The organism is Sphingomonas faeni, from assembly GCF_023195535.1.
GTDB lineage: Bacteria > Pseudomonadota > Alphaproteobacteria > Sphingomonadales > Sphingomonadaceae > Sphingomonas > Sphingomonas faeni_B.
The window spans coordinates 178,395-197,282 of sequence record NZ_JALPNF010000001.1; the positions used below are offsets into that span (position 1 = coordinate 178,395).

Annotated in this window: 13 protein-coding genes; 6 read left to right on the forward strand and 7 right to left on the reverse strand. The window is 65.4% G+C overall.

All coding sequences use genetic code 11. The annotated features are described in order from the left end of the window. Positions 1–42: 42 nt before the first annotated feature. Entirely contained in the window at positions 43–1,344 is a 1,302-nt protein-coding gene (locus SPHN_RS00735; protein WP_248520576.1) for an SLC13 family permease, read from the reverse strand. 95 nt (positions 1,345–1,439) lie between these two features. On the opposite strand from SPHN_RS00735, the gene SPHN_RS00740 reads away from it, so the two are divergent. The 3 genes from SPHN_RS00740 to SPHN_RS00750 all read left to right on the forward strand — a co-directional run bounded on the left by SPHN_RS00740 (position 1,440) and on the right by SPHN_RS00750 (position 4,819). Continuing rightward, positions 1,440–2,342: a hypothetical protein gene (locus tag SPHN_RS00740; protein WP_248520577.1), complete on the forward strand. Its 903-nt coding sequence runs from the start codon at positions 1,440–1,442 to the stop codon at positions 2,340–2,342. A 31-nt stretch (positions 2,343–2,373) separates the two neighbouring features. Next, positions 2,374–3,654 (forward strand): DUF4118 domain-containing protein, encoded by a 1,281-nt coding sequence (locus tag SPHN_RS00745; protein WP_248520578.1) that lies wholly within the window; start codon positions 2,374–2,376, stop codon positions 3,652–3,654. 127 nt (positions 3,655–3,781) lie between these two features. Next, on the forward strand, positions 3,782–4,819 hold the full coding sequence (locus SPHN_RS00750) for an endonuclease/exonuclease/phosphatase family protein (protein ID WP_248520579.1): 1,038 nt from the start codon (positions 3,782–3,784) through the stop codon (positions 4,817–4,819). A gap of 33 nt (positions 4,820–4,852) precedes the next feature. On the opposite strand, the gene SPHN_RS00755 is transcribed toward SPHN_RS00750, so the two are convergent. Next, the gene (locus SPHN_RS00755) at positions 4,853–6,151 is read right to left on the reverse strand and encodes a mechanosensitive ion channel family protein (RefSeq protein WP_248520580.1); all 1,299 of its coding nucleotides are present in this window, start codon (positions 6,149–6,151) and stop codon (positions 4,853–4,855) included. A gap of 319 nt (positions 6,152–6,470) precedes the next feature. On the opposite strand from SPHN_RS00755, the gene SPHN_RS00760 reads away from it, so the two are divergent. Beyond that, positions 6,471–7,865, forward strand: coding sequence for an alginate export family protein (locus SPHN_RS00760; protein WP_248520581.1), 1,395 nt, complete (start codon positions 6,471–6,473; stop codon positions 7,863–7,865). Positions 7,866–7,960: 95 nt separating this feature from the next. On the opposite strand, the gene SPHN_RS00765 is transcribed toward SPHN_RS00760, so the two are convergent. Next, positions 7,961–9,088, reverse strand: a complete 1,128-nt coding sequence (locus SPHN_RS00765) for a family 43 glycosylhydrolase (protein WP_248520582.1) — start codon at positions 9,086–9,088, stop codon at positions 7,961–7,963. Between the two features lie 30 nt (positions 9,089–9,118). Next, positions 9,119–11,953 (reverse strand): TonB-dependent receptor, encoded by a 2,835-nt coding sequence (locus SPHN_RS00770; RefSeq protein ID WP_248520583.1) that lies wholly within the window; start codon positions 11,951–11,953, stop codon positions 9,119–9,121. A gap of 334 nt (positions 11,954–12,287) precedes the next feature. Between SPHN_RS00770 and SPHN_RS00775 the strand changes: the two genes are divergently transcribed. Further along, on the forward strand, positions 12,288–13,427 hold the full coding sequence (locus SPHN_RS00775) for a cellulase family glycosylhydrolase (RefSeq protein WP_248521431.1): 1,140 nt from the start codon (positions 12,288–12,290) through the stop codon (positions 13,425–13,427). A 49-nt stretch (positions 13,428–13,476) separates the two neighbouring features. On the opposite strand, the gene SPHN_RS00780 is transcribed toward SPHN_RS00775, so the two are convergent. Together SPHN_RS00780 and SPHN_RS00785 are read right to left on the reverse strand one after the other, a co-directional pair. After that, a complete protein-coding gene (locus tag SPHN_RS00780) occupies positions 13,477–15,279 on the reverse strand; it encodes an IlvD/Edd family dehydratase (RefSeq protein ID WP_248521433.1) in 1,803 nt (600 codons plus the stop codon). Positions 15,280–15,325: 46 nt separating this feature from the next. Further along, positions 15,326–16,441 (reverse strand): aldose epimerase family protein, encoded by a 1,116-nt coding sequence (locus SPHN_RS00785; protein WP_432715042.1) that lies wholly within the window; start codon positions 16,439–16,441, stop codon positions 15,326–15,328. A 185-nt stretch (positions 16,442–16,626) separates the two neighbouring features. On the opposite strand from SPHN_RS00785, the gene SPHN_RS00790 reads away from it, so the two are divergent. Further along, positions 16,627–17,934: a sugar MFS transporter gene (locus tag SPHN_RS00790; RefSeq protein WP_432715043.1), complete on the forward strand. Its 1,308-nt coding sequence runs from the start codon at positions 16,627–16,629 to the stop codon at positions 17,932–17,934. Positions 17,935–18,069: 135 nt separating this feature from the next. Here the strand turns inward: SPHN_RS00790 and SPHN_RS00795 are convergent, their stop codons facing one another. After that, positions 18,070–18,855: a FadR/GntR family transcriptional regulator gene (locus SPHN_RS00795; RefSeq protein WP_248520586.1), complete on the reverse strand. Its 786-nt coding sequence runs from the start codon at positions 18,853–18,855 to the stop codon at positions 18,070–18,072. Positions 18,856–18,888 lie beyond the last annotated feature (33 nt).

Below are 18,888 nucleotides of genomic sequence, written 5' to 3' on the forward strand. Positions count from 1 at the left end.
GTGATTACGGCGTCGATCCTCCGCTGCTGTTGGATCGAAGCATCAGAACGGGAAAAAGATGCGCGTAGTGGTGATCGCGACGATCGCGGTGATCAGGTTGAGCGGGAGCCCGACACGCAGGAAGTCGGTGTAGCGATAGCGTCCGAGCTGATAGACTATGACGTTGGTCTGGTAGCCGAACGGGGTCGCGAACGAGGCGCTGCCGGCGATCATGACCACGACCAGGAAGGGACGGGGGCTGACCCCGAGGCTTTCCGCCAGCGCTACCGCGACCGGCGTCACCAGGACCGCGACGGTCGCGTTCGACAGCAGTTCGGTCAGCACCATCGTCAGGCCGTAAAGCACGATGAGGGCGGTCAGCGGACTGACCCCTTCGAGCGACGATATCAGCGTCGTCGTGGCGGCGCTGGCCAACCCGCTTTGCGCCATCGCGATCCCCAGCACGACCATCCCGGCGATCAGGATCAGGATCTGCGGGCGAAGGCCGCCATAAGCCTGATCGGCCGAGATGACGCGCAAGAGGATCAACAACACCGCGCCCGCGAACGCCGTCGCGGCGATCGGCGCGACGTTGAGCGCGGCCAGCAGGATCGCCCCCACGAACGTCGCCAGCGCGATGGCGGCCTTGGCCGGCTGAAACGGACGGCGTTCGGCGAACACTTCGGCATCGCCCACCTGTCCGCCAGCAGCGTCGATCGTCGTATCCGGACGCCCATCATCGGGATCGAGCATCCGCGTCCCCATCAACTTGCCGCTGAACAGCAGCAGATAGAGACCGCCGACCAGGGCGACGGGCAAGCCTACGGGCGTGATCTCGAAGATGCCGAAGCGGCTTTGCCCGGCAATGCGCGCCATGTCGTCGACGAGCAGGTTGGTCGACGTTCCGAGCAACGTGCAGCACCCGCCGAGGATCGTGATGTACGACAACGGCATCAGATAGCGCTTGGCCGATAGCTGCAAGCTGGCGGCGACGTCCTTCACGACGGGGGCGGTCAGCACGACGATCGGGGTGCTGTTCAACACGCTGGAGAATAGCCCCGCGATCCCCAGCAACAGCCAGACCCCCGTCGCGCCGAGGCGGCGGCACATTGCGACGGTGGCCTCGATCGCGCGATCGAGCAGTCCGGACAGTTCGAGGGCATAGGAAATGACGAAGAGCGAGGCGAGCGCGATGATCGCTGGGCTGGCGAAGGCGCCCTGGACATCAACCGGGCGAACCACGCCGGTCATCAGCAAGACGGCTGCCCCTGCAAGCGCGACGACGTCGGCACGAATCTTGTCCCAGATCAGCGCGGCCACCACGCAACCCAGCACGAGCAGTGTAACGATCTGGTCGAGTGTCATAAACGCCTCATCGGCAACCAGAACACGGCGCTTCCCATTCGGACTCTCATGCCACGCGGTATGGAGCATCGCGAGAATTTTGCTACAGTTCGCTGATGCACGAGCCATCCCCCCGCACCAGTCGCCTTGTCGTCGCCGGCTCGGCCGCCGCGATCATCTTGTTGGGCGGCGGCGGATTCCTGCTCGGGCGCAGCACCGCGCCGTCTCCTCCGCTGCCAGCCGTAACCCCAGCACCGGCGCCAGTTTCAGCACCCGTGGTCGCGCCCAAGGCGCCTGTCGCCCGCGTGCTTTCGCGCGCCGATATCATCGAGATCGCCAACGCCGCTGCGGATGCGACGTCTTCGGGCGCAAAGATGCCCGATCGCGTCGGCGCCGCGGAGGGCGCGCAATTCGATGTCGACCTGCCGTTCGGTTGCGATGGCCCGGCGGCTGAAAACAGCCGTGAGCCTTTCAGATGGCGGTATGATTCCGAATCTTCGTCGCTCAGGATTTCCGTGGCACCGGCGGTGTTCGATCCGGGCGAATGGCTGGGCAAGCCGTCATCGGATAGTGCCGGCACCACGCCCCCGGCCGCAAGCGAAGAGGCTATCGAGGGCTTCTGGATTGCGAGACCGTGGTCGTCGCGAGGCACGTGTGAAGCTGGTTCGCCCACGACCGCTCCGCTCGGCATCGACGCCGTGACGCTCCCCGGTCAGACGCTGGGGCTCGCGCAGGTTTTCACCGAAGAGGGCTCGAAAAACGCCCGGCGGGGCGGCAAGCCTTATGAAAGCGTCCGTCGGATCGGCGAGAACGATCTGAAGATCGATCAGGGACTGCGGGTCCGGCTTCGCGGTCGCGTGGCGCGTTTCCCCGATGGATCGACGGTTCGGTGCCGTCAGCCCGCCGGCAAGGAGCAACGTCCGATTTGTCTCGTTGCCGTGAGCCTCGACGATGTCGGAATCGAGAACCCTTCGACGCAGGACACGATCGCGACCTGGGCATCGGCGAGCCGGACGTGACGCCGATGATCGTCGCGAAGTCCGCTGCCGCATGAGCGGTTACGAAGAGACTGGTCCGAACGCGCGAACCGCCGTCCCCGAAGTCGAGAAAATTCCCGAGACCCGTATCCTGGCTGCGGTCAGCGGATCGGGGAGCGGACAGCGGGTGGTGGAGATCGCAGCCGATCTGGCGACCGCGCTGGACGCGAGTTGGCATGCCGTATTTATCGAGACGCCCAAGTCGGCCCGCGATCCAGCGGTTGCACGACGGGCGGCAGACGCATTGTCGTTTGCGGTTCGTTATGGTGCCACGGTCAGCAACGAACCCGACGATGATGTCGTCGGCGGCCTGGTCGCGCATCTGACGACCATGCCTGCCAACCACCTGGTGATCGGAACCCCGTCTGCGGCGCGTCCCGATCGCTGGCGCCGGCGATCGGTGATGGCGTCGGTCCAAAAGCGATTTCCAGCGCTTACCCTCCACATCGCTCCCGCTGCGGACCTGGCGACGAAGAGCGCCGATGTGCCGGACGCTGCCCCAAAGCCCAAATCCGACTTGCGGCAGCATCTCTGGGCGCTGGGTCTCGTGGCGATCACGCTTGGCCTTGCCGAACTGGCCAGCATGCTACTCGGCGGACGACCGTTGAACCTGTTGTTCCTGTTTCCAGTGATTGCCGCCGCCGCACGCTTCGGATTGGCCCCGGCCCTGACTGCAACGGCGGCGTCGGTGCTCGGTTTTGATTTTTTCCTGCTCCAGCCACGGTTTCATCTCGAGCCGGCGGCGCCGGTCATGGTGGTCACGCTGGCTGCGCTGCTGGCGGTTGCAGTCTATACGAGCCTCGTCACCCAAGCGCTCCGGGACCGGGTTGCGCTCAGCGACCGTAGCGCGAAGGAGAATGCCAGGATCGCGACGTTCTCGCAGGTCCTCGCCCGCGCGGCGGACTGGGAGGAAACCGCCGGCGCGATCTGCGAAGAGTTTGCCGCCGTGTTGAAAGCCGAGGTGGCGGTCTTTCGCGAAAACGGCGGCAAGCTGGAGCGGGTCGGCGCGACGATCGAGCCGTTGGTGTGGGGACCGATCGATCAGGCAGCGCTCGAATGGTGCTGGGAACGGGGCGAAGCGGCGGGGCGGGGCACGACCGCGGTGGCTTCCGCGGAATGGCGCCTCGAACCTTTGCGCACATCGCTCGGCACTTTGGCGGTCGTGGCGTTCGCACGTCCCGATGGTCGTGACCCGATCAGGGCCGACCGGGGCGTCTTGTTCAACACCTTGATCGGCCAGGCGGCGCTGGCGCACGAACGGTTGATCCTCGAGGATCGCTTGCGACTTGGGTGATAGCGCTCGACGGGAGCGAAATCCGGTGCCGGTCGTTGGCCGGGATGTGCTCCGCGTCCCTCGTCGTCTTCAGTTGAAACATCTGGCGGTAATCGGCCTGCTTGCGGGCTCGACCGGCTGTGCGACATTGCCGCCGGCGCAGATGCAAAAATGCTTGCCGTCTTCGCGGGAGCCGGTGTCGGTATCGACGGACGGCACCAGCGCCAGCACGACATTCGATGTCCTGACCTTCAATATCGAGGGGTTGGGTTGGCCCGCACGCGGGAAGCGTGGTCCGGCGCTCGAGCAGATACGCGCCGCGCTCAGGCAGATGGATGCGCGGGGTGACTCGCCGGATGTCGTCATGGTGCAGGAAATGTTCAGTAAGGCTGCGGTGCGCGCGGTTACGGGCATCGGCTATCCCAACATGGTTTTCGGACCGTCACGCACCCAGCGGAAGAGCCTGCCGGGCGCGGATCGCATGGGGGGACCGTATCGGTGGAAGAAGGGCGAGCTCGGCCTGCACATGGTCGGCTCGGGCCTGGCCATCCTGAGCCGGCATCCGATTCTCGAGACGCGATCGGAGCCGTTCGGCCGCCGGCGGTGCGCTGGCTTGGACTGCCTCAGCAACAAGGGTGCGTTGTACGCGCGCGTAGCGATCCCGGGCGTTCCCGGCGCGATCAACCTGTTCAACACGCACCTCAACTCGCAGCGCTCCTCGCGCGTGTCGCCCAGGCGTCATGCCCGCGCGCATCGGCTGCAGGTCGACGAACTGGGCGCCTTCATCGCCGCGGTTGGCGACCAGGATGTCCCGACGATCCTCGGGGGCGACTTCAACATGAAGGATTCGGCCATCCGGTTCGAACGATTCCGGAATGTGACGGAGCCGTTCGAGATCGTGCAGGAATGGTGCACGGCCAACCCGCTGCCGTGCGATACGCGCATATCATGGGATGGCGACGAGCCCTGGATGGATACGCAGGATCTCCAGCTCTTCGAAAGCGGTTCCACCGTCGCCATGACTCCGATCCGCGTCGAAGCGGTCTTTGACGGCTCGGCCGGCAGCCCTCGATTGTCGGATCATGACGGGTTTCGGGTCACCTACAGGGTGAGTTGGCCTACTAGCGTTCGGTCTCGGACGGGTAGCACGGAGGCCTTGCCGAACTGTGGTGGTCGAGACGGCTGAGCCGCCGCAGGAGCCGCGAAGCGCCCCCGGTGATTATCGGTGTGGTTCGGCCGAGGGGGCTATTTTTCCGCTTGGCGGAGAATGAAAGCGCAGATCGCGCTGCGGCACCGGGATCGTGACGCCGTGCTCCTTGAACAGATCCCAGATGCGGAAGAACACGTCGCTGGTGACGTTGCCGACCCCGGCCTCGGGACTGTCGATCCAGATCCGCAGGTCGAACTCGACGCCGTTGTCCCCGAATTCCTTGATCCAGCACACGGGCGCCGGTTCGGTCAGCACGCGCGGCGAGACCGACGCGGCCTCGACGGCGAGCCGTTGCGCCAGCCTCAGGTCGCAATCGAACGACACCCGAAACCCGACATGCACCCTGACGTCCCGGCTCGAGAAGGACCAGTTCTCGACCTCGTCGGTCATCAGCCGTTCGTTCGGGATCAGATGCTCCTTGCCGTCACGGGTCAGCACCGAGACCGCGCGGACACCGATCTTGTTGACCCAGCCGAAGGTATCGCCGACCGCGATGACGTCGCCGGGCTTGATCGATCGGTCGAGCAGCAGGATGAGCCCCGCGATCAGGTTGCCGAGCGTCTTCTGCAACCCGAAACCGATCGCGAGCCCGAACGCCCCGGAGAACACGGCCAGCGCGGTGAGATCGATGCCAAGAAGGTCGATGCCGACGAAGATCGCGACGGTGACGACCGCGATCTGGGCGAGTTTCTGGAACAGCACGCGTTGCGCCGCGTCGAGCAGCCGGGCCTGTCCGATCCAGCGCAGGATCAGCCCGAGCAGCGCGCGCGCGGCGAGGAACAGCAGGAGCGACAAGCCGACCGCGTTGACGATGTCGAGCAGCGAGATGCGGCGGCTGCCGACCCCCATGCTGGCGCGGTCCAGTCCCGCGATCAACGGGGTCAGGCCGCCCAGCCGGCTTGCCAGCACAATGAGGAACAAGGTGGCGGCGATCAGCGATGCGGGTCGGCTTTGCAGGCCAAGCGCCCGGCCGAACTCATAGGCCAGCACGGCGACGGCGATGCCGAGACCTCCGGCCAGGAGAAGATCCGCGCTCGGGTTCAGACCACGGACGCCGAGAAACGCCGTCAGGACCAGCGCCGTCACGCCGGCGCGGGAAATCGCCATCAGTCGCGGCGCGATCACGTCGGCATGCCGTGGCGCGAGGGCGGGCAGGAGATATCGACAGGCAAGACGCGCCGCGACGATTCCCAGCAGCAGCGCCATGCTCAGGATCGCGACAGCCGCGATCAGGTCATGGAACGGGAGCGCCGTCCACTGGTCCAGGTAGGTCTGCCACCAGGCATCGTGTTCCAACCGGTTCTCCAATGCGCGCTCCTGGGCGTCGTTCGCCCGACGATCATCCCGACAATCACACCGTCATGCACATCCGTTAGCCAGACTTGGCATCGCGGTCAGCCCTTGTCGTTATGCCTTATCCCCGCACGACCGTCAGCTCCATTTCCGGGATTTCAAAAAGGGGAATGACGCATCGCTGGCTCTTTATCGCGCTTTGCGGGTTGTCGGTGTCGATTGCTCGACTCCTGCGGGGCGGAATGATGCGCCGGGAATCGATGCGCGCGGGGAGGTCGACCATTTGGAAGACGGTGCGAGGATGGGGAGGGCGAGGAGCCCGGCAGTCCGAAGGGTGGACGGCCGACGATCGGCGTTGGGACGATCCGGGTATCTGATCGGCCTGATCGGTATTCTGGGCGCCGGCAGCGCGCAGGGGCAGATCACGGACGATGGGCCTCTCCACGCGGCGATCGGCGCGCCCGACGCCTTGCATCTTTCGGGAAGCGTCCGCGCCCGGTTCGAGGCGATCGACGGCCAATATCGCGAAGATGCCGTCAACCGCGATCAGGTGCTGGCGCTGCGGACAACGATTTTTGCGGAGTATGACACCGGACCGGTTCGGATCGGCGCGGAGTTCCACGACGCCCGCGCCTATTTCCAGCGACGCAACTCGTCGGTCGGCACCGACATCGTCAACGCGCTCGAATTCTCGCAATATTATCTGCGCGGCGATTTGGGCGAAGCGTTCGGTGCGGGTAGCAACAGCCATATCAAGGCCGGGCGGATGACGATGCAGATCGGCTCCGAGCGACTGGTCGCGCGGCAGGGGTTTCGCACATCGGTCACATCGTTCACCGGCGTGCGGCTGATCCGCGAAGGCGACGACGACCGCCAGTTCGTCGCCTTCTGGACGATGCCGACCGTGCGGCTGCCGACCGGCGCGCGCGCCATTCGTCGCAACAGCCCGCAATGGGACCGGGAGAATACCGACCTGCAATTGTTCGGCGCGTTCAGCCGGGTTCCTGTGGGCCGCGGCGTCAGGCTGGAAACCTACGCTTACGGCCTGATCGAACGCGGCGAAAGCCAGGCCGATCGCAGCGATCGCCGCCTGTTCACGCCCGGCGTGCGCGTGTTCAACACACCTGAGCGCGGCGTCGAGTTCGAGATCGAGGGCATGGCGCAGTTCGGCCGTGCCCGCGATGGAAGCCCCGACAGCGGCAAGCCGGTACTGCCGGTCGAGGCCTATGGCGCGCATGGCGATATCGGCTATCGGTTCGGTGGTCGCTGGCAGCCGCAGGTGTCCGCGTTTCTCGATTATTATACCGGCAACCGCCGCGAGGGGCGGATCGGGCGCTTCGATACGCTTTACGGAGCCCGCCGTTTCGAATTCGGCCCGACCGAGCTGTTCGGTGCCGCCGATCGCTCGAACCTCGTCTCCCCGGGTTTCCGCGTGAAGGCATCGCCGACCAAGCGACTGTCGCTGATGAGCGACTATCGGCTGCTCCGGCTGGCGAGCGCTGTAGACCGGTTCAGCAACAGCGACGTTCGGGACGAAACCGGGCGCGCCGGACGCAGTGCGGGGCAGCAGGTGCAGGCCCAGCTGGAATACGACCTCGTTCCGAAGATCGTCGCGCTGGACCTTGGCTATGCAAGGCTGTTCAAGGGGCGCTTCTTCCGCGACGCACCGAACGCACCCGACCCTCGGGACGTCAATTACGGCTATGGCTCGATCATGGTCTCGTTCTGAGACGGTGCGCCGCGCCACCGAAGGATCAGCAGCGGTCGCACGGCCGCGAGTGATTGCACCAATAGTGCCCGGCGCGGCCGCTCCGGACGAAGACGCTAGCCCGCGTCCGGCTTGGGCGACGCTTTGGCCATGCCCGGCACCGGTGATCCGACCGACGAGAAGGTCGGCGCGTCGGTGCCGTCGGTCATGGCGACAGGCCGTATCGCGCCGTCGGTGCCATAGCCAACACGGTCGATCGCCACCTGGCGCTCGCCCTTCAGTGGTCCGGTACCAGAGGGCTGGTCCCAGCGGTGGTAAATGATGAGCCAATCGCCTTTGTTGGTGCGGACGAAGCTGTGGTGGCCCGGTCCCTGATGGGTCGCGTCGCTCTTAAGGATCGCTCCGCGGTAGCGCCACGGACCGATCGGCGAGCGGGCCGTCGCATAATGGACCGAGTAATCGGGCCGGTCCCAATGGCCGTGGCTGTAAGACAGGTAATAGACGCCGTCGCGCTCGTGCATGAACGCGCCCTCGGTGAAATTGGCGGGCTGGTCGACCGGGACTTCGCGCGCAAGACTGACCATGTCGCGACCGAGTTCCCAGACACGCAGCCTCGCGCCCGCGCTGCCGCCGGCGTAGAGATAGGCTTTGCCGGACCGCGGATCGACGAAGACCATCGGATCGATCGCCTCGAACTGGCCGTTCGCCTGCCGCCCGCCGGTCACCAAAGGCCGGCCGCTGTCGCGGTAGGGGCCCTGCGGTGCGTCCGCGACGGCGACGCCGATCCGGCTCGGGGTCGGGTTTTGCGGCCCGACCGAATAATAAAGATACCATTTGCCGTCGCGCGTCGCGACGCCCGGCGCCCACAGGAAATGCGCCTTCGCACCGTCGTCGCCGATCCAGCGGATCTGATCGCGGCGCAGGATCTCGCCACGGCTGGTCCAGGTCTGGAGATCACGCGACGAGAACGCACCGAACCGGTCCGCGGCCCAGCTTCCACCCGGACCGCCGGTCGGAAAGATCCACATCTCGTCGTCGATCATCATCGCGTGCGGGTCGGCGCCTTGGAACACCGGGTTGCGCGCGGTCGCGGCTGCCGCCGTAACCAGTGCGACCCCGATCGCGCTCGCGATCCACGGTGCCCGACGCCACGTCATTGCGCTGGCTGCCCGGACTCCGAGCACCAGCACCGCGTCGAGAACCGCGGTCGTGAGGCCAATCCGCCCGAAATCCGCACGCTGCATGTATAGATCTCCCATGATCGCTGTATCAGGTCAGAACCGGAACCGTACGCCGAGCGAATAGGTGCGTTCGAGGTAGAAGATCTGGCGTGCGAACTGGTCGCCGGCGTCGTTGAATTCACGATAGCGTCGGATCGGATTGCCCAGCACGTTGACGATGTCGAATGCCAGCGTCACGCTCGGCACTGGCGTGACCGTTGCCGACAGATCGAGTTGTCCACGCGCTTTCTCGATGACCCCGCCGGTGCGTTGCGCGCCGTTGACGTCGACGTCGAGCGGCTCCTGGCTGTAATATTGTACGAAGTCCGAGCGGAAATTATACGCGACGCGCGCCGAGAAGAACGGGCGCTCGTACAGCCCGACCAGATTATAGGTCCATTTCGAGACACCGTTGAAGCGCTGCTGCTGGCCGGCGACGTTGGGCGACGTTGCGAGCGTCGAGGCGAGATCGCCCTTGGAGTCGACATAGGTACCGTTGGCCTGGAGGCCGAAGCCCTTTGCCCAATTGGGAAGGCCGTCGATGTCGAGAAAGCTCGTAAAGCCGACTTCGACGCCCTGGAACCGCGTCGCGCCGGTATTCTCGGGCTGCGTGAAGCGTACGCGGCCATAAGTGGGGTCGGTGGTGAAGACCGTCGTGTTCGAGATAAAGCCCTGCGCATCGCGACGGAAGATCGCGCCGGTCAGCGAACCGCTCCGCGAGAAATACCATTCGAGGCTCGCGTCGTAATTGTTCGACGTCAGCGGCGACAGGTTCGGGTTGCCGGCGGTGATGTTGCGCACGTTGCTGTTGGGGTCGTTCGGGTTCGGCGGATTGTTCGGATCGATCGTCGGCGGCGATCCGACGGTCAGCGCCGGATTGAGATCGAAGAAGTTCGGCCGGGTCCGCGTTTGCGTATAGGCTAGCCGAAGCTGTAACTCGTCGGTGGCGGCGACACGCGCGCTGACGTTGGGCAGGTAGTCGGTGTATTCGTTCGTCGCGGTGATCGGCGTTATGACGAAATTTCCGGGCGTCTGTTCGTCGCGCAGGAAGCCGCTGATGCGGTTCTTCGTGCGGATCGCCCGCAAGCCGACGACGCCGTCGACGACGACGCTACCGATATCGAAGCCGTATTTAACCTGGGCATAGGCGGCCAGCGCCTTTTCGTTCGCGCGGAAATTCTCCGACGGGTTGAATTCCGGTCGTCCTGCCGGCGCCCCGTAGAAGCTTCGCAGCGCTACGAGATTGTCGCGGATGCTGCTCGACGGGATCGCGGTGAAGGTGCGGATGGGGAAGGTGTTGTTGTAGCCGAACCCGGCGAGCGTGGATTCCGTGCTGACCGGCAGCGCGGTGATCGGCAGTTGCGCGGGCAAGTTGAAGATGTACGGCGCGCCGCGATCGCGGTTGGCGTCGCGATCATTGTAGCGGACGCCGAACTGCAACCGCTTCAACAGCCCGTCGCCGAAATCGTACTGGACGTCGACGCGCGACTGGATGTCCTTGCCGCCGACCTTGGTATATTCCTGGAAGAAGCCGCGGCTGAGATAGTTGGCCGGGTCGGTCAGGTTGAAGTCGCCCAGGTTCAGCGTCGGGCCGCCATCGGTACCGGGGGCTTCGAACACGACGTTGCGCATCGGCGAACTGCGGAACGTATAGTCGATGTTGATCAGGTCGAACGTGTAGCTGCTGTCGGTATAGGCCACGTCGCCCGAGATCTGCAGATTGTCATGCTTCCAGATCGCGCCGCCACCCGCCTGATAGGTGTTGGTCGTGCCGTTGGCCGACCCATAATAGCCGTCGGGCGCATTGGCGCCCGTGACGGTCGCGCTTTGCGCCACGTTGGCGTTGCCGGGACGCGTGGTCAGGTTCGTCAGCTGGAAGTCGGCACCGCCGAAGATCGGGACGAACATGAACCGGTTTGAGTCGCGTCCGCGATAGCCCTGGTACAGGCCGTCGACATAGATTTCGAGTTCGGCAGTTGGCTTCCACTGGAACGCCGCGTTGGCGGATGGCCGCCAGCGTCGACCATAGCCGAGGAAGAGCGACTGTGCGTCCGGATAGCGGACTCCACCGGCGGTATCCGGCGTGTTCGCGGAATTGGTCGTGCCTATCACCAGCGACTGCTCGCGCGTGGCATCGAGGAAATTGATGCCGACATAGGAGGCGTTGACCAGCAGGCCCATCTCGCCGATCCCGGTGTCCCACCGGTCGCTGACGAGCAGGTTGCCGTTCCACGACATCTTGCCCGATTGCTGCCAGTTCACGCCGTTCAACGATCCCGACAGTTCGAAGCCGTTGAAATCGAATGGCCGGCGACCGCGAACGTTGACCTGGCCGCCGATGCCGCCCTCGATCAGGTTGGCGGTGCCCGATTTATAGACTTCGAGCGCGGCGACCGTGCCGGCGGGGAAATCCTGGATCTGGACGAAGCGGCCTTCCGCGGTGAAGATCTCGCGGCCGTTATAGGTCGTGCTGAGATCGGGCAGTCCGCGCACCGTGACACCCGCCGACTCGCCGCCACCACGCGTCACCTGCACGCCCGACACCCGCGCGAGTGCGGACGACGCGAACGTGTCCGGCAGCTTGCCGATGTCCTCGGCGACGATCGCATCGACGATGCCGTCGGAATTGCGCTTGATCGCCTGCGCCGACTGGAGGCTGCGACGAAGGCCGGTCACGACGATCTCGTCACCGCCCTCGGTCGGGCTTTCCTGGACCGACGGCTGTGGTGCGGCGGGGTTGGCATTCTGGTCCGACGCCGTTGTCGGCTTGGGCAGATCCTGGCCGCCGGCTTTGACCTGAGTAGTGCTGGAAGTCTGTGCGGTTGCCGGCGCCGCCGTGGCGATCGCCACGGCGGCCACGGATGCGCAAAGGCGTGCTTTCGCGTTCATGTCTCTCTCCCCCTCAGTGTCGCTGGTTTTCCATACGACTTGCCGCCACGCTAAAACGATCAAACCGCGCAAGCAATCCTTTTTGTAGGACAAGAGCGATGGATTCCTCGCGGGGTCTTGTTGATCCGATGCCTGGCCCGCTAGAGTTGTCGAGGATGCGGAAACAGCACCGCGGTGAGGCCGCTGCGTAGCGTCGATACGGCGCGCGGCGAAACCGTTGAACAGGAGAGGAACGCCCGTGAAGGATGGCAATTTGGCGCGGTCGCCCGCGTGGTCGATACCAGAGCCTCGGACCGCGAGGACCGCAACTGCTGCAAAGCCGCTATACCTTGCCTTGCTCGCCACCGCGGTGTTCGTCGCCAGTCCTGCCGATGCCCGCGGGCGCTGGACGGAGGCGCAGGCGAAAAGCTGGTACGCTGCGCAACCGTGGTTGGTCGGCGCGAATTATGCGCCCGCCACCGCGATCAACCAGCTCGAAATGTGGCAGGCGGCAACCTGGGATCCGAAACGGATCGACTACGAACTCGGCCTTGCACAGGGCATCGGCATGAACACGATGCGCGTGTTCCTCCACGACCAGCTCTGGCAGCAGGATCCGGAAGGCTTCAAGCAGCGGATCGACGCGTTCCTGGCGATGGCCAAGGCGCACAAGATCAAGCCGTTGTTTGTGCTGTTCGACAGTTGCTGGGATCCGGATCCGAAACTCGGGCCACAGCATCCACCGATCCCCGGCGTGCATAATTCCGGCTGGGTGCAGGGACCGGGGCTGCCGGGCCTGCGCGATCGTACGCGCTATCCCGGCTACAAGGCGTATGTGCAGGGCGTGGTCGGCGCGTTTGCGAAAGACGACCGGATCCTCGGCTGGGACGTCTGGAACGAGCCCGATAATGGCGCGGACCAATATAAGGGGCAGGAGGGCAAGGAGCCGCTGGTCCGCGCGCTGCTGGCGCAGGTGTTCGACTGGGCGCGCGACGCCGATCCGTCGCAGCCGCTGACCTCGGGGGTGTGGATCGGCGAGGACTGGGCACCGGGCGGCAAGACGTCGCCGATGGAAAAGCTCCAGCTCGCGCAGTCGGACGTGGTGACGTTCCACGACTATAGCTGGCCAGAGACGTTCGAGCGGCGGATCAAGCAGCTGCTCGCCTATAATCGCCCGATCATCTGCACCGAGTATATGGCGCGCGGCAACGGCTCGACCTTCGACGGGTCGCTGCCGATCGGCAAGCGCTACAATGTCGGCATGATCAACTGGGGGTTCGTCGACGGGAAGACGCAGACGCGGCTCCCCTGGGACAGCTGGCAGAAACCGTACGTGCTGGCCGAGCCGACGATCTGGTTCCACGAGGTGTTCCGGAACGACGGCACGCCGTACCGGCAGGCTGAAACCGACCTCATCCGGCGATTGAGCGCAGCGCCGAAGGGCGTCGTATCGGTGGCCCCGTCCGATACGTCAGCGGCAGGTCGCCAACGCTGAAGCGATAGGCCGCATCGCCTCCACAAGGGAGGCGATGCTGTCCGCGTGCTTAGTGGTTGTCGCGCGGCAGACCCATCGTCTGCGCGATCCGCTGGTACTTCTCGGCGCCTTCGAGGATCGCGCCGGTTTCCATCTGGCCGACGGTCGCGCGCTGGATTTCCTGCCAGGGCGTCTGCGAGCGCGGGAAGGCATAGCCGCCCGCCTCGGTCAGCGCACGGCGGCGTTCGGCGAGTTCCTCGTCGGAGATCAGGACGTTGGCCGAACCCTTGGCGAGGTCGATGCGAACCCGGTCGCCGGTCCGGATCAGCGCCAGGCCACCCATCGCCGCCGCCTCAGGCGAGGCGTTGAGGATCGAAGGCGAGCCCGACGTTCCCGACTGGCGACCATCGCCGATGCAGGGGAGGGCATGCACGCCCTCGCGGATCAGATACGCCGGCGGCCGCATGTTGACGACTTCGGCGGCACCCGGATAGCCGATCGGCCCCGCGCCACGCATGAACAGCAACGTGTCGGTCGTGATCCCGAGCGAGGGATCGTCGATCCGGTGGTGATAATCCTCCGGCCCGTCGAACACGACCGCGGGGCCCTCGAATGCTTCGAGATCGTCCGGGTTGCTGAGATAGCGCGCGCGGAATTCCGGCGAGATCACGCTGGTCTTCATGATCGCCGAGTCGAACAGATTGCCGCGCAGCACGATGAAGCCGGCATCCTCGAGCAGCGGCGTCGCGAACGGGCGGATGACGCGCTCGTCCTCGATCGTCGCGGTCCGGCAATTGTCGCCGATCGACTTGCCGTTGGCGGTCATCGCGTCCTCGTGGATCAGGCCCTGCTTCATCAGCTCGGCCACCACCGCGGGCACGCCGCCGGCATGATAATAATCCTCGCCCAGATACTCACCCGCGGGCTGGAGGTTGACCATCAGCGGCACCTTGTGGCCGTGCGTCTGCCAATCGTCGATCGGCAGGTCGACGCCGATGTGGCGCGCGATCGCGGCCAAGTGGATCGGTGCGTTGGTCGAGCCGCCGATCGCCGAATTGACGACGATCGCGTTGTGGAACGCTTCCTTGGTCAAGATGTCCGAAGGCTTCAGGTCTTCGGCAACCATGTCGACGATCCGCTTGCCGGTCTTGTACGCGACCTCCTGGCGATCACGGTACGGCGCCGGGATCGCGGCCGAGCCGGGCAACTGCATGCCGAGCGCCTCGGCAAGGCTGTTCATCGTCGTCGCGGTGCCCATCGTGTTGCAGTAACCGGTCGACGGCGCCGACGACGCGACTAGCTTGATGAAGCCCTCGTCGTCGATCGCGCCGGTCGCGAGCAGTTCGCGCGCCTTCCACACGATCGTCCCCGAACCGGTCCGCTCGCCCTTGTGCCAGCCGTTGAGCATCGGCCCGACGGAGAGCGCGATCGCCGGGATGTTGACGGTCGCGGCGGCCATCAGGCAGGCCGGCGTGGTCTTGTCGCAGCCGATCGTCAGCACCACGCCGTCGAGCGGATAGCCGTACAGCACCTCGACCAGCGCCAGATAGGCAAGGTTGCGGTCGAGCCCGGCGGTCGGGCGCTTGCCGGTTTCCTGGATCGGGTGGACCGGGAATTCGAGCGCGATGCCGCCGGCTTCACGGATGCCTTCGCGCAGGCGTTCGGCCAGCACGAGATGGTGGCGGTTGCACGGCGACAGGTCGCTGCCGGTCTGCGCGATGCCGATGATCGGCTTGCCCGAGCGCAGTTCCTCCAGGCTCAGCCCGAAGTTCAGATAGCGCTCGAGATAGAGCGCGGTCATGTCGATATTCTCGGGGTTGTCGAACCACGCACGGCTGCGGAGCTTGCTGGAAGCGGGGGGCATGTCGGTCATCGGGTCGGTCATCGGGAGGCTTTCTGGAAGATCGGGATCGGTAGGATCAACGCGCGACGGAGACGCGGTAGATCATGCGATGATGATAGGGTTTGCCGGGATCGACGCGCGCCGAGCCGAACGCGGGCTGGTTAGGCGTGTCCGGAAACTTCTGCGGTTCGAGCGCCAGGCCGTCGCCCATCCGGTAGACATGGCCCGACTTGCCGATCAGCGACCCGTCGAGGAAGTTGCCCGAATAGAACTGCACGCCGGGCTCGGTGGTCAGCACTTCGAGCACGCGGCCCGATGCCGGATCTTCCACGCGGGCGGCGAGGCCGGGCTCGGGCGTCGCGCCCTTGTCGAGCACGAAGTTGTGATCCCAACCGTGGCCGATCACGATCTGCGGATCGCGGCCGTCGCGAATGCCGTCGGACAGAGCGCGGCCCTTGGTGAAGTCGAACACCGTGCCCGCAACGGGCTTCATCTCACCGGTCGGAATCAGCGTGGCGTTCACCGGGGTGTAGCGCCGCGCCGGGATCGTCAGCCGCTGGCCGTAGATGCCGGTCGCCGAGCCTTCGCCGGCCAGATCGAACAGCGCGTGGTTGGTCATGTTGACGATCGTCGGCGCATCGCTGGTCGCATCGAAATCGATCGTCAGCGCGCCCTTGTCGTCGAGCGCATAGGTGACCTTGGCCATCAACGTGCCGGGATAGCCCTGGTCGCCCGCCGGGCTGGTCAGCGTCATCACGACCTTCGCCTGCGCGCCATTGGTGACCGACACGATCTTCCACACCAGCTTGTCGAACCCGACCGTGCCGCCGTGCAGCGTGTTGGTCTTGTCGTTGAGCGGCAATTGATACGCCTTGCCGTCGAGCGTGAAGCGACCGCCGGCGATACGGTTGGCATAGCGGCCGATCGTCTGGCCCCAGAAATTGGGCGCGCTGGCATAGCTCGCGGCGTCGTCGTAGCCGAGCGTGATGTCCGCCACCTTGCCGTTGCGGTCGGGCGCGTTCAACGACTGGAGCGTCGCGCCGAGGGTCATGATTCGCGCGCTGACACCATTGGTGCTGGTCAGCGTGACGGCTTCGATCGCGGTGCCGTCGGGCAATTTGCCGAACGATTCTCGCTTCGCCGACGCGGCCGACGCGGCCTGCGTCGATACCGCCGTCAGTACGGCCGCCATGATGATCCCCGTTTTTCCGATTGCGCGCATTCCGGTTCCCGTCCTTAATCGCTCGACGCCGTTGACGCGCCTTGTGAGGCTATATAGTCGGACAATATATTTCTGAGCAAGCCATGCGGGAAAAGACTGTCTTTCAGTCGCCGACATGGCACGGAGGGTGAGCGAATATGGCGATGCCGATACAGATGCAACGACCCGTCGAGGGCGCCGCGACACAGGGTCCGCCGGGGGGCAGTCCCAGTTACCGCTCCGCACTGACCCTGCTCGCCAGCCTGTTCTTCATGTGGGGCTTCATCACGGTCATCAACAACACGCTCCTGCCGCACCTGCGCAGCGTGTTCGACCTCAGCTACACGCAGACCACGCTGATCGAGAGCGTCTGGTTCATCGCCTATTTCTTCGCGTCGATCCCGTCCGCCAAGCTGATCGAGCGGGTCGGCTATCAGCGCGCGATGGTGTTCGGCCTCGGCCTGATGGCGGTCGGTGCGCTGATGATGGTGCCTGCCGCGCGCCTGCCGAGCTACGGCGTCACGTTGTTCGCGCTGTTCGTGATCGCGAGCGGCATCACGCTGCTCCAGGTCGCCGCCAACCCGTATGTTGCCGTCGTCGGTCCGCCCGAGACCGCGTCGTCGCGATTGAACCTGGTCCAGGCGTTCAACTCGGCCGGTGCGACGCTCGCCCCCTTGTTCGGTGGCTATCTGATCCTCGGCCGCTCGACCGGGGGGACTGCGGCCGCCGGGTCGACCGCGGTACTGACGCCAGCCGAGCGGCTTGCCGACGCACAGTCGGTGGTGCTGCCGTATCTGATCGTCGCGGGCGTTCTGGTAGTGCTCGCGATCGTCATCGCGCGCTTCCCGCTGCCGGCGATGGGTGCAGCGACCCAGCGTTCGGCCAAGGCGGACCGGAAGGGGCTGTCGCTCTGGTCGCACCGCAACCTGGTGCTCGGCATCCCTGCGATCTTCATTTATCTGATAGCCGAGATCGGCGTCGCCAATCTGTTCATCAACTTCGTCAGCCAGCCGCAGATCGGTAATCTGACGCACGAACAGGCCTCGCATTACCTGTTCATCCTGTGGGGCGGGATGATGGTCGGCCGGCTGGTCGGCAGCGTCGTGATGCGGACGATCCCCGCCGAGCGCGTGCTGGCGGTGGCGAGCATCGGCGCATTCGTCGTCATGCTGATCGCGACCTTCACCACCGGCCATGTCGCGATGTGGGCGCTGATCTCGGTCGGGCTGTTCCACTCGATCATGTTCCCGACGATCTTCACGCTCGGCATCCGCGGCCTGGGGCCACTGACCGAGGAAGGGTCGGGGCTGCTGATCATGGCGATCGCGGGCGGTGCGCTGGTGATCGTCCAGGGTTGGCTCGCCGACACCTACGGGTTGCAGATCTCGTTCCTGCTGACCGCGGCGTGCGAACTCTACATCCTGTTCTACGCGGTCTGGGGCTCGAAGGTCACTAACGCCCTGCCGGATCAGGTTACCCGCTAGACCATATTCCTCCCCCGCCAGGGGGAGGTGGCGCCAAAGGCGACGGAGGGGGCGGACACGGAGCAGAGGTTTCCGCTCACCGCCCCCTCCGTCAGGCTGCGCCTGCCACCTCCCCCTGGCGGGGGAGGATCATGATCAGCGCGCCATCGCCAGTTTCGTATCTTCCAGCGCCAGGTCGACCAGCGTCCGCATCGCCGCGCTGGCGCCGTTCGCATCGCCCGCGGCGATCGCGTCGTAGACCAGCATGTGATCGGGAATCGGATTGCGGGGCAGGGCACGGGCGCGCTGCTTGAACTGCGTCGTCCAGTTGACCGCCGCACCGATGCTCGCGCTCAGCACGATGAGCGCATCGTTGCGCGTCGCGGTCAGCACGGCGTCGTGAAACTCGCGATCCGCCGCGCGCCCGGCTTCGGTGGCCAGCGTATGCCGCCGCATCGCCGCCAGCGCATCCTTCATGATCTTCAGGTCGGTTCGTTCGCGCCGTTCCGCGGCAAGCGCCGCTGCGGCGGGCTCGACGATCGCGCGCAATTCGAACAGCCCGCGGACGAAGGTGATGTCGGGCTCGCCCGCAAACGCCCAGGCGAGCACGTCGGGATCGAGCAGGTTCCACCGGCTGCGCGGCAGGACGCGCGTACCGATCTTCGGTCGACTTTCGACCAATCCCTTGGCGGTCAGGACCTGGACCGCCTCGCGATAGGCGCTGCGCGACACGTCGAGCGTTTTCGAGAACTCGACCTCGCCCGACAGCGTGTCGCCGGGTGCATACTCCCCCGACAATATCGCGGTGCCGAGCTTGTGCGCCACCGCACCGTGAAGGCGACGACCCGTGCCGCGCGGAACGCGGGCGACCGGCGCTTCATCGTCGTTGCCACCCTCCACAGGATCCTCGATACGATCCCCGATACGATTGACGTCCGTCATAACGCTTGCTCCCTGAACACGGCGTAACAGTCC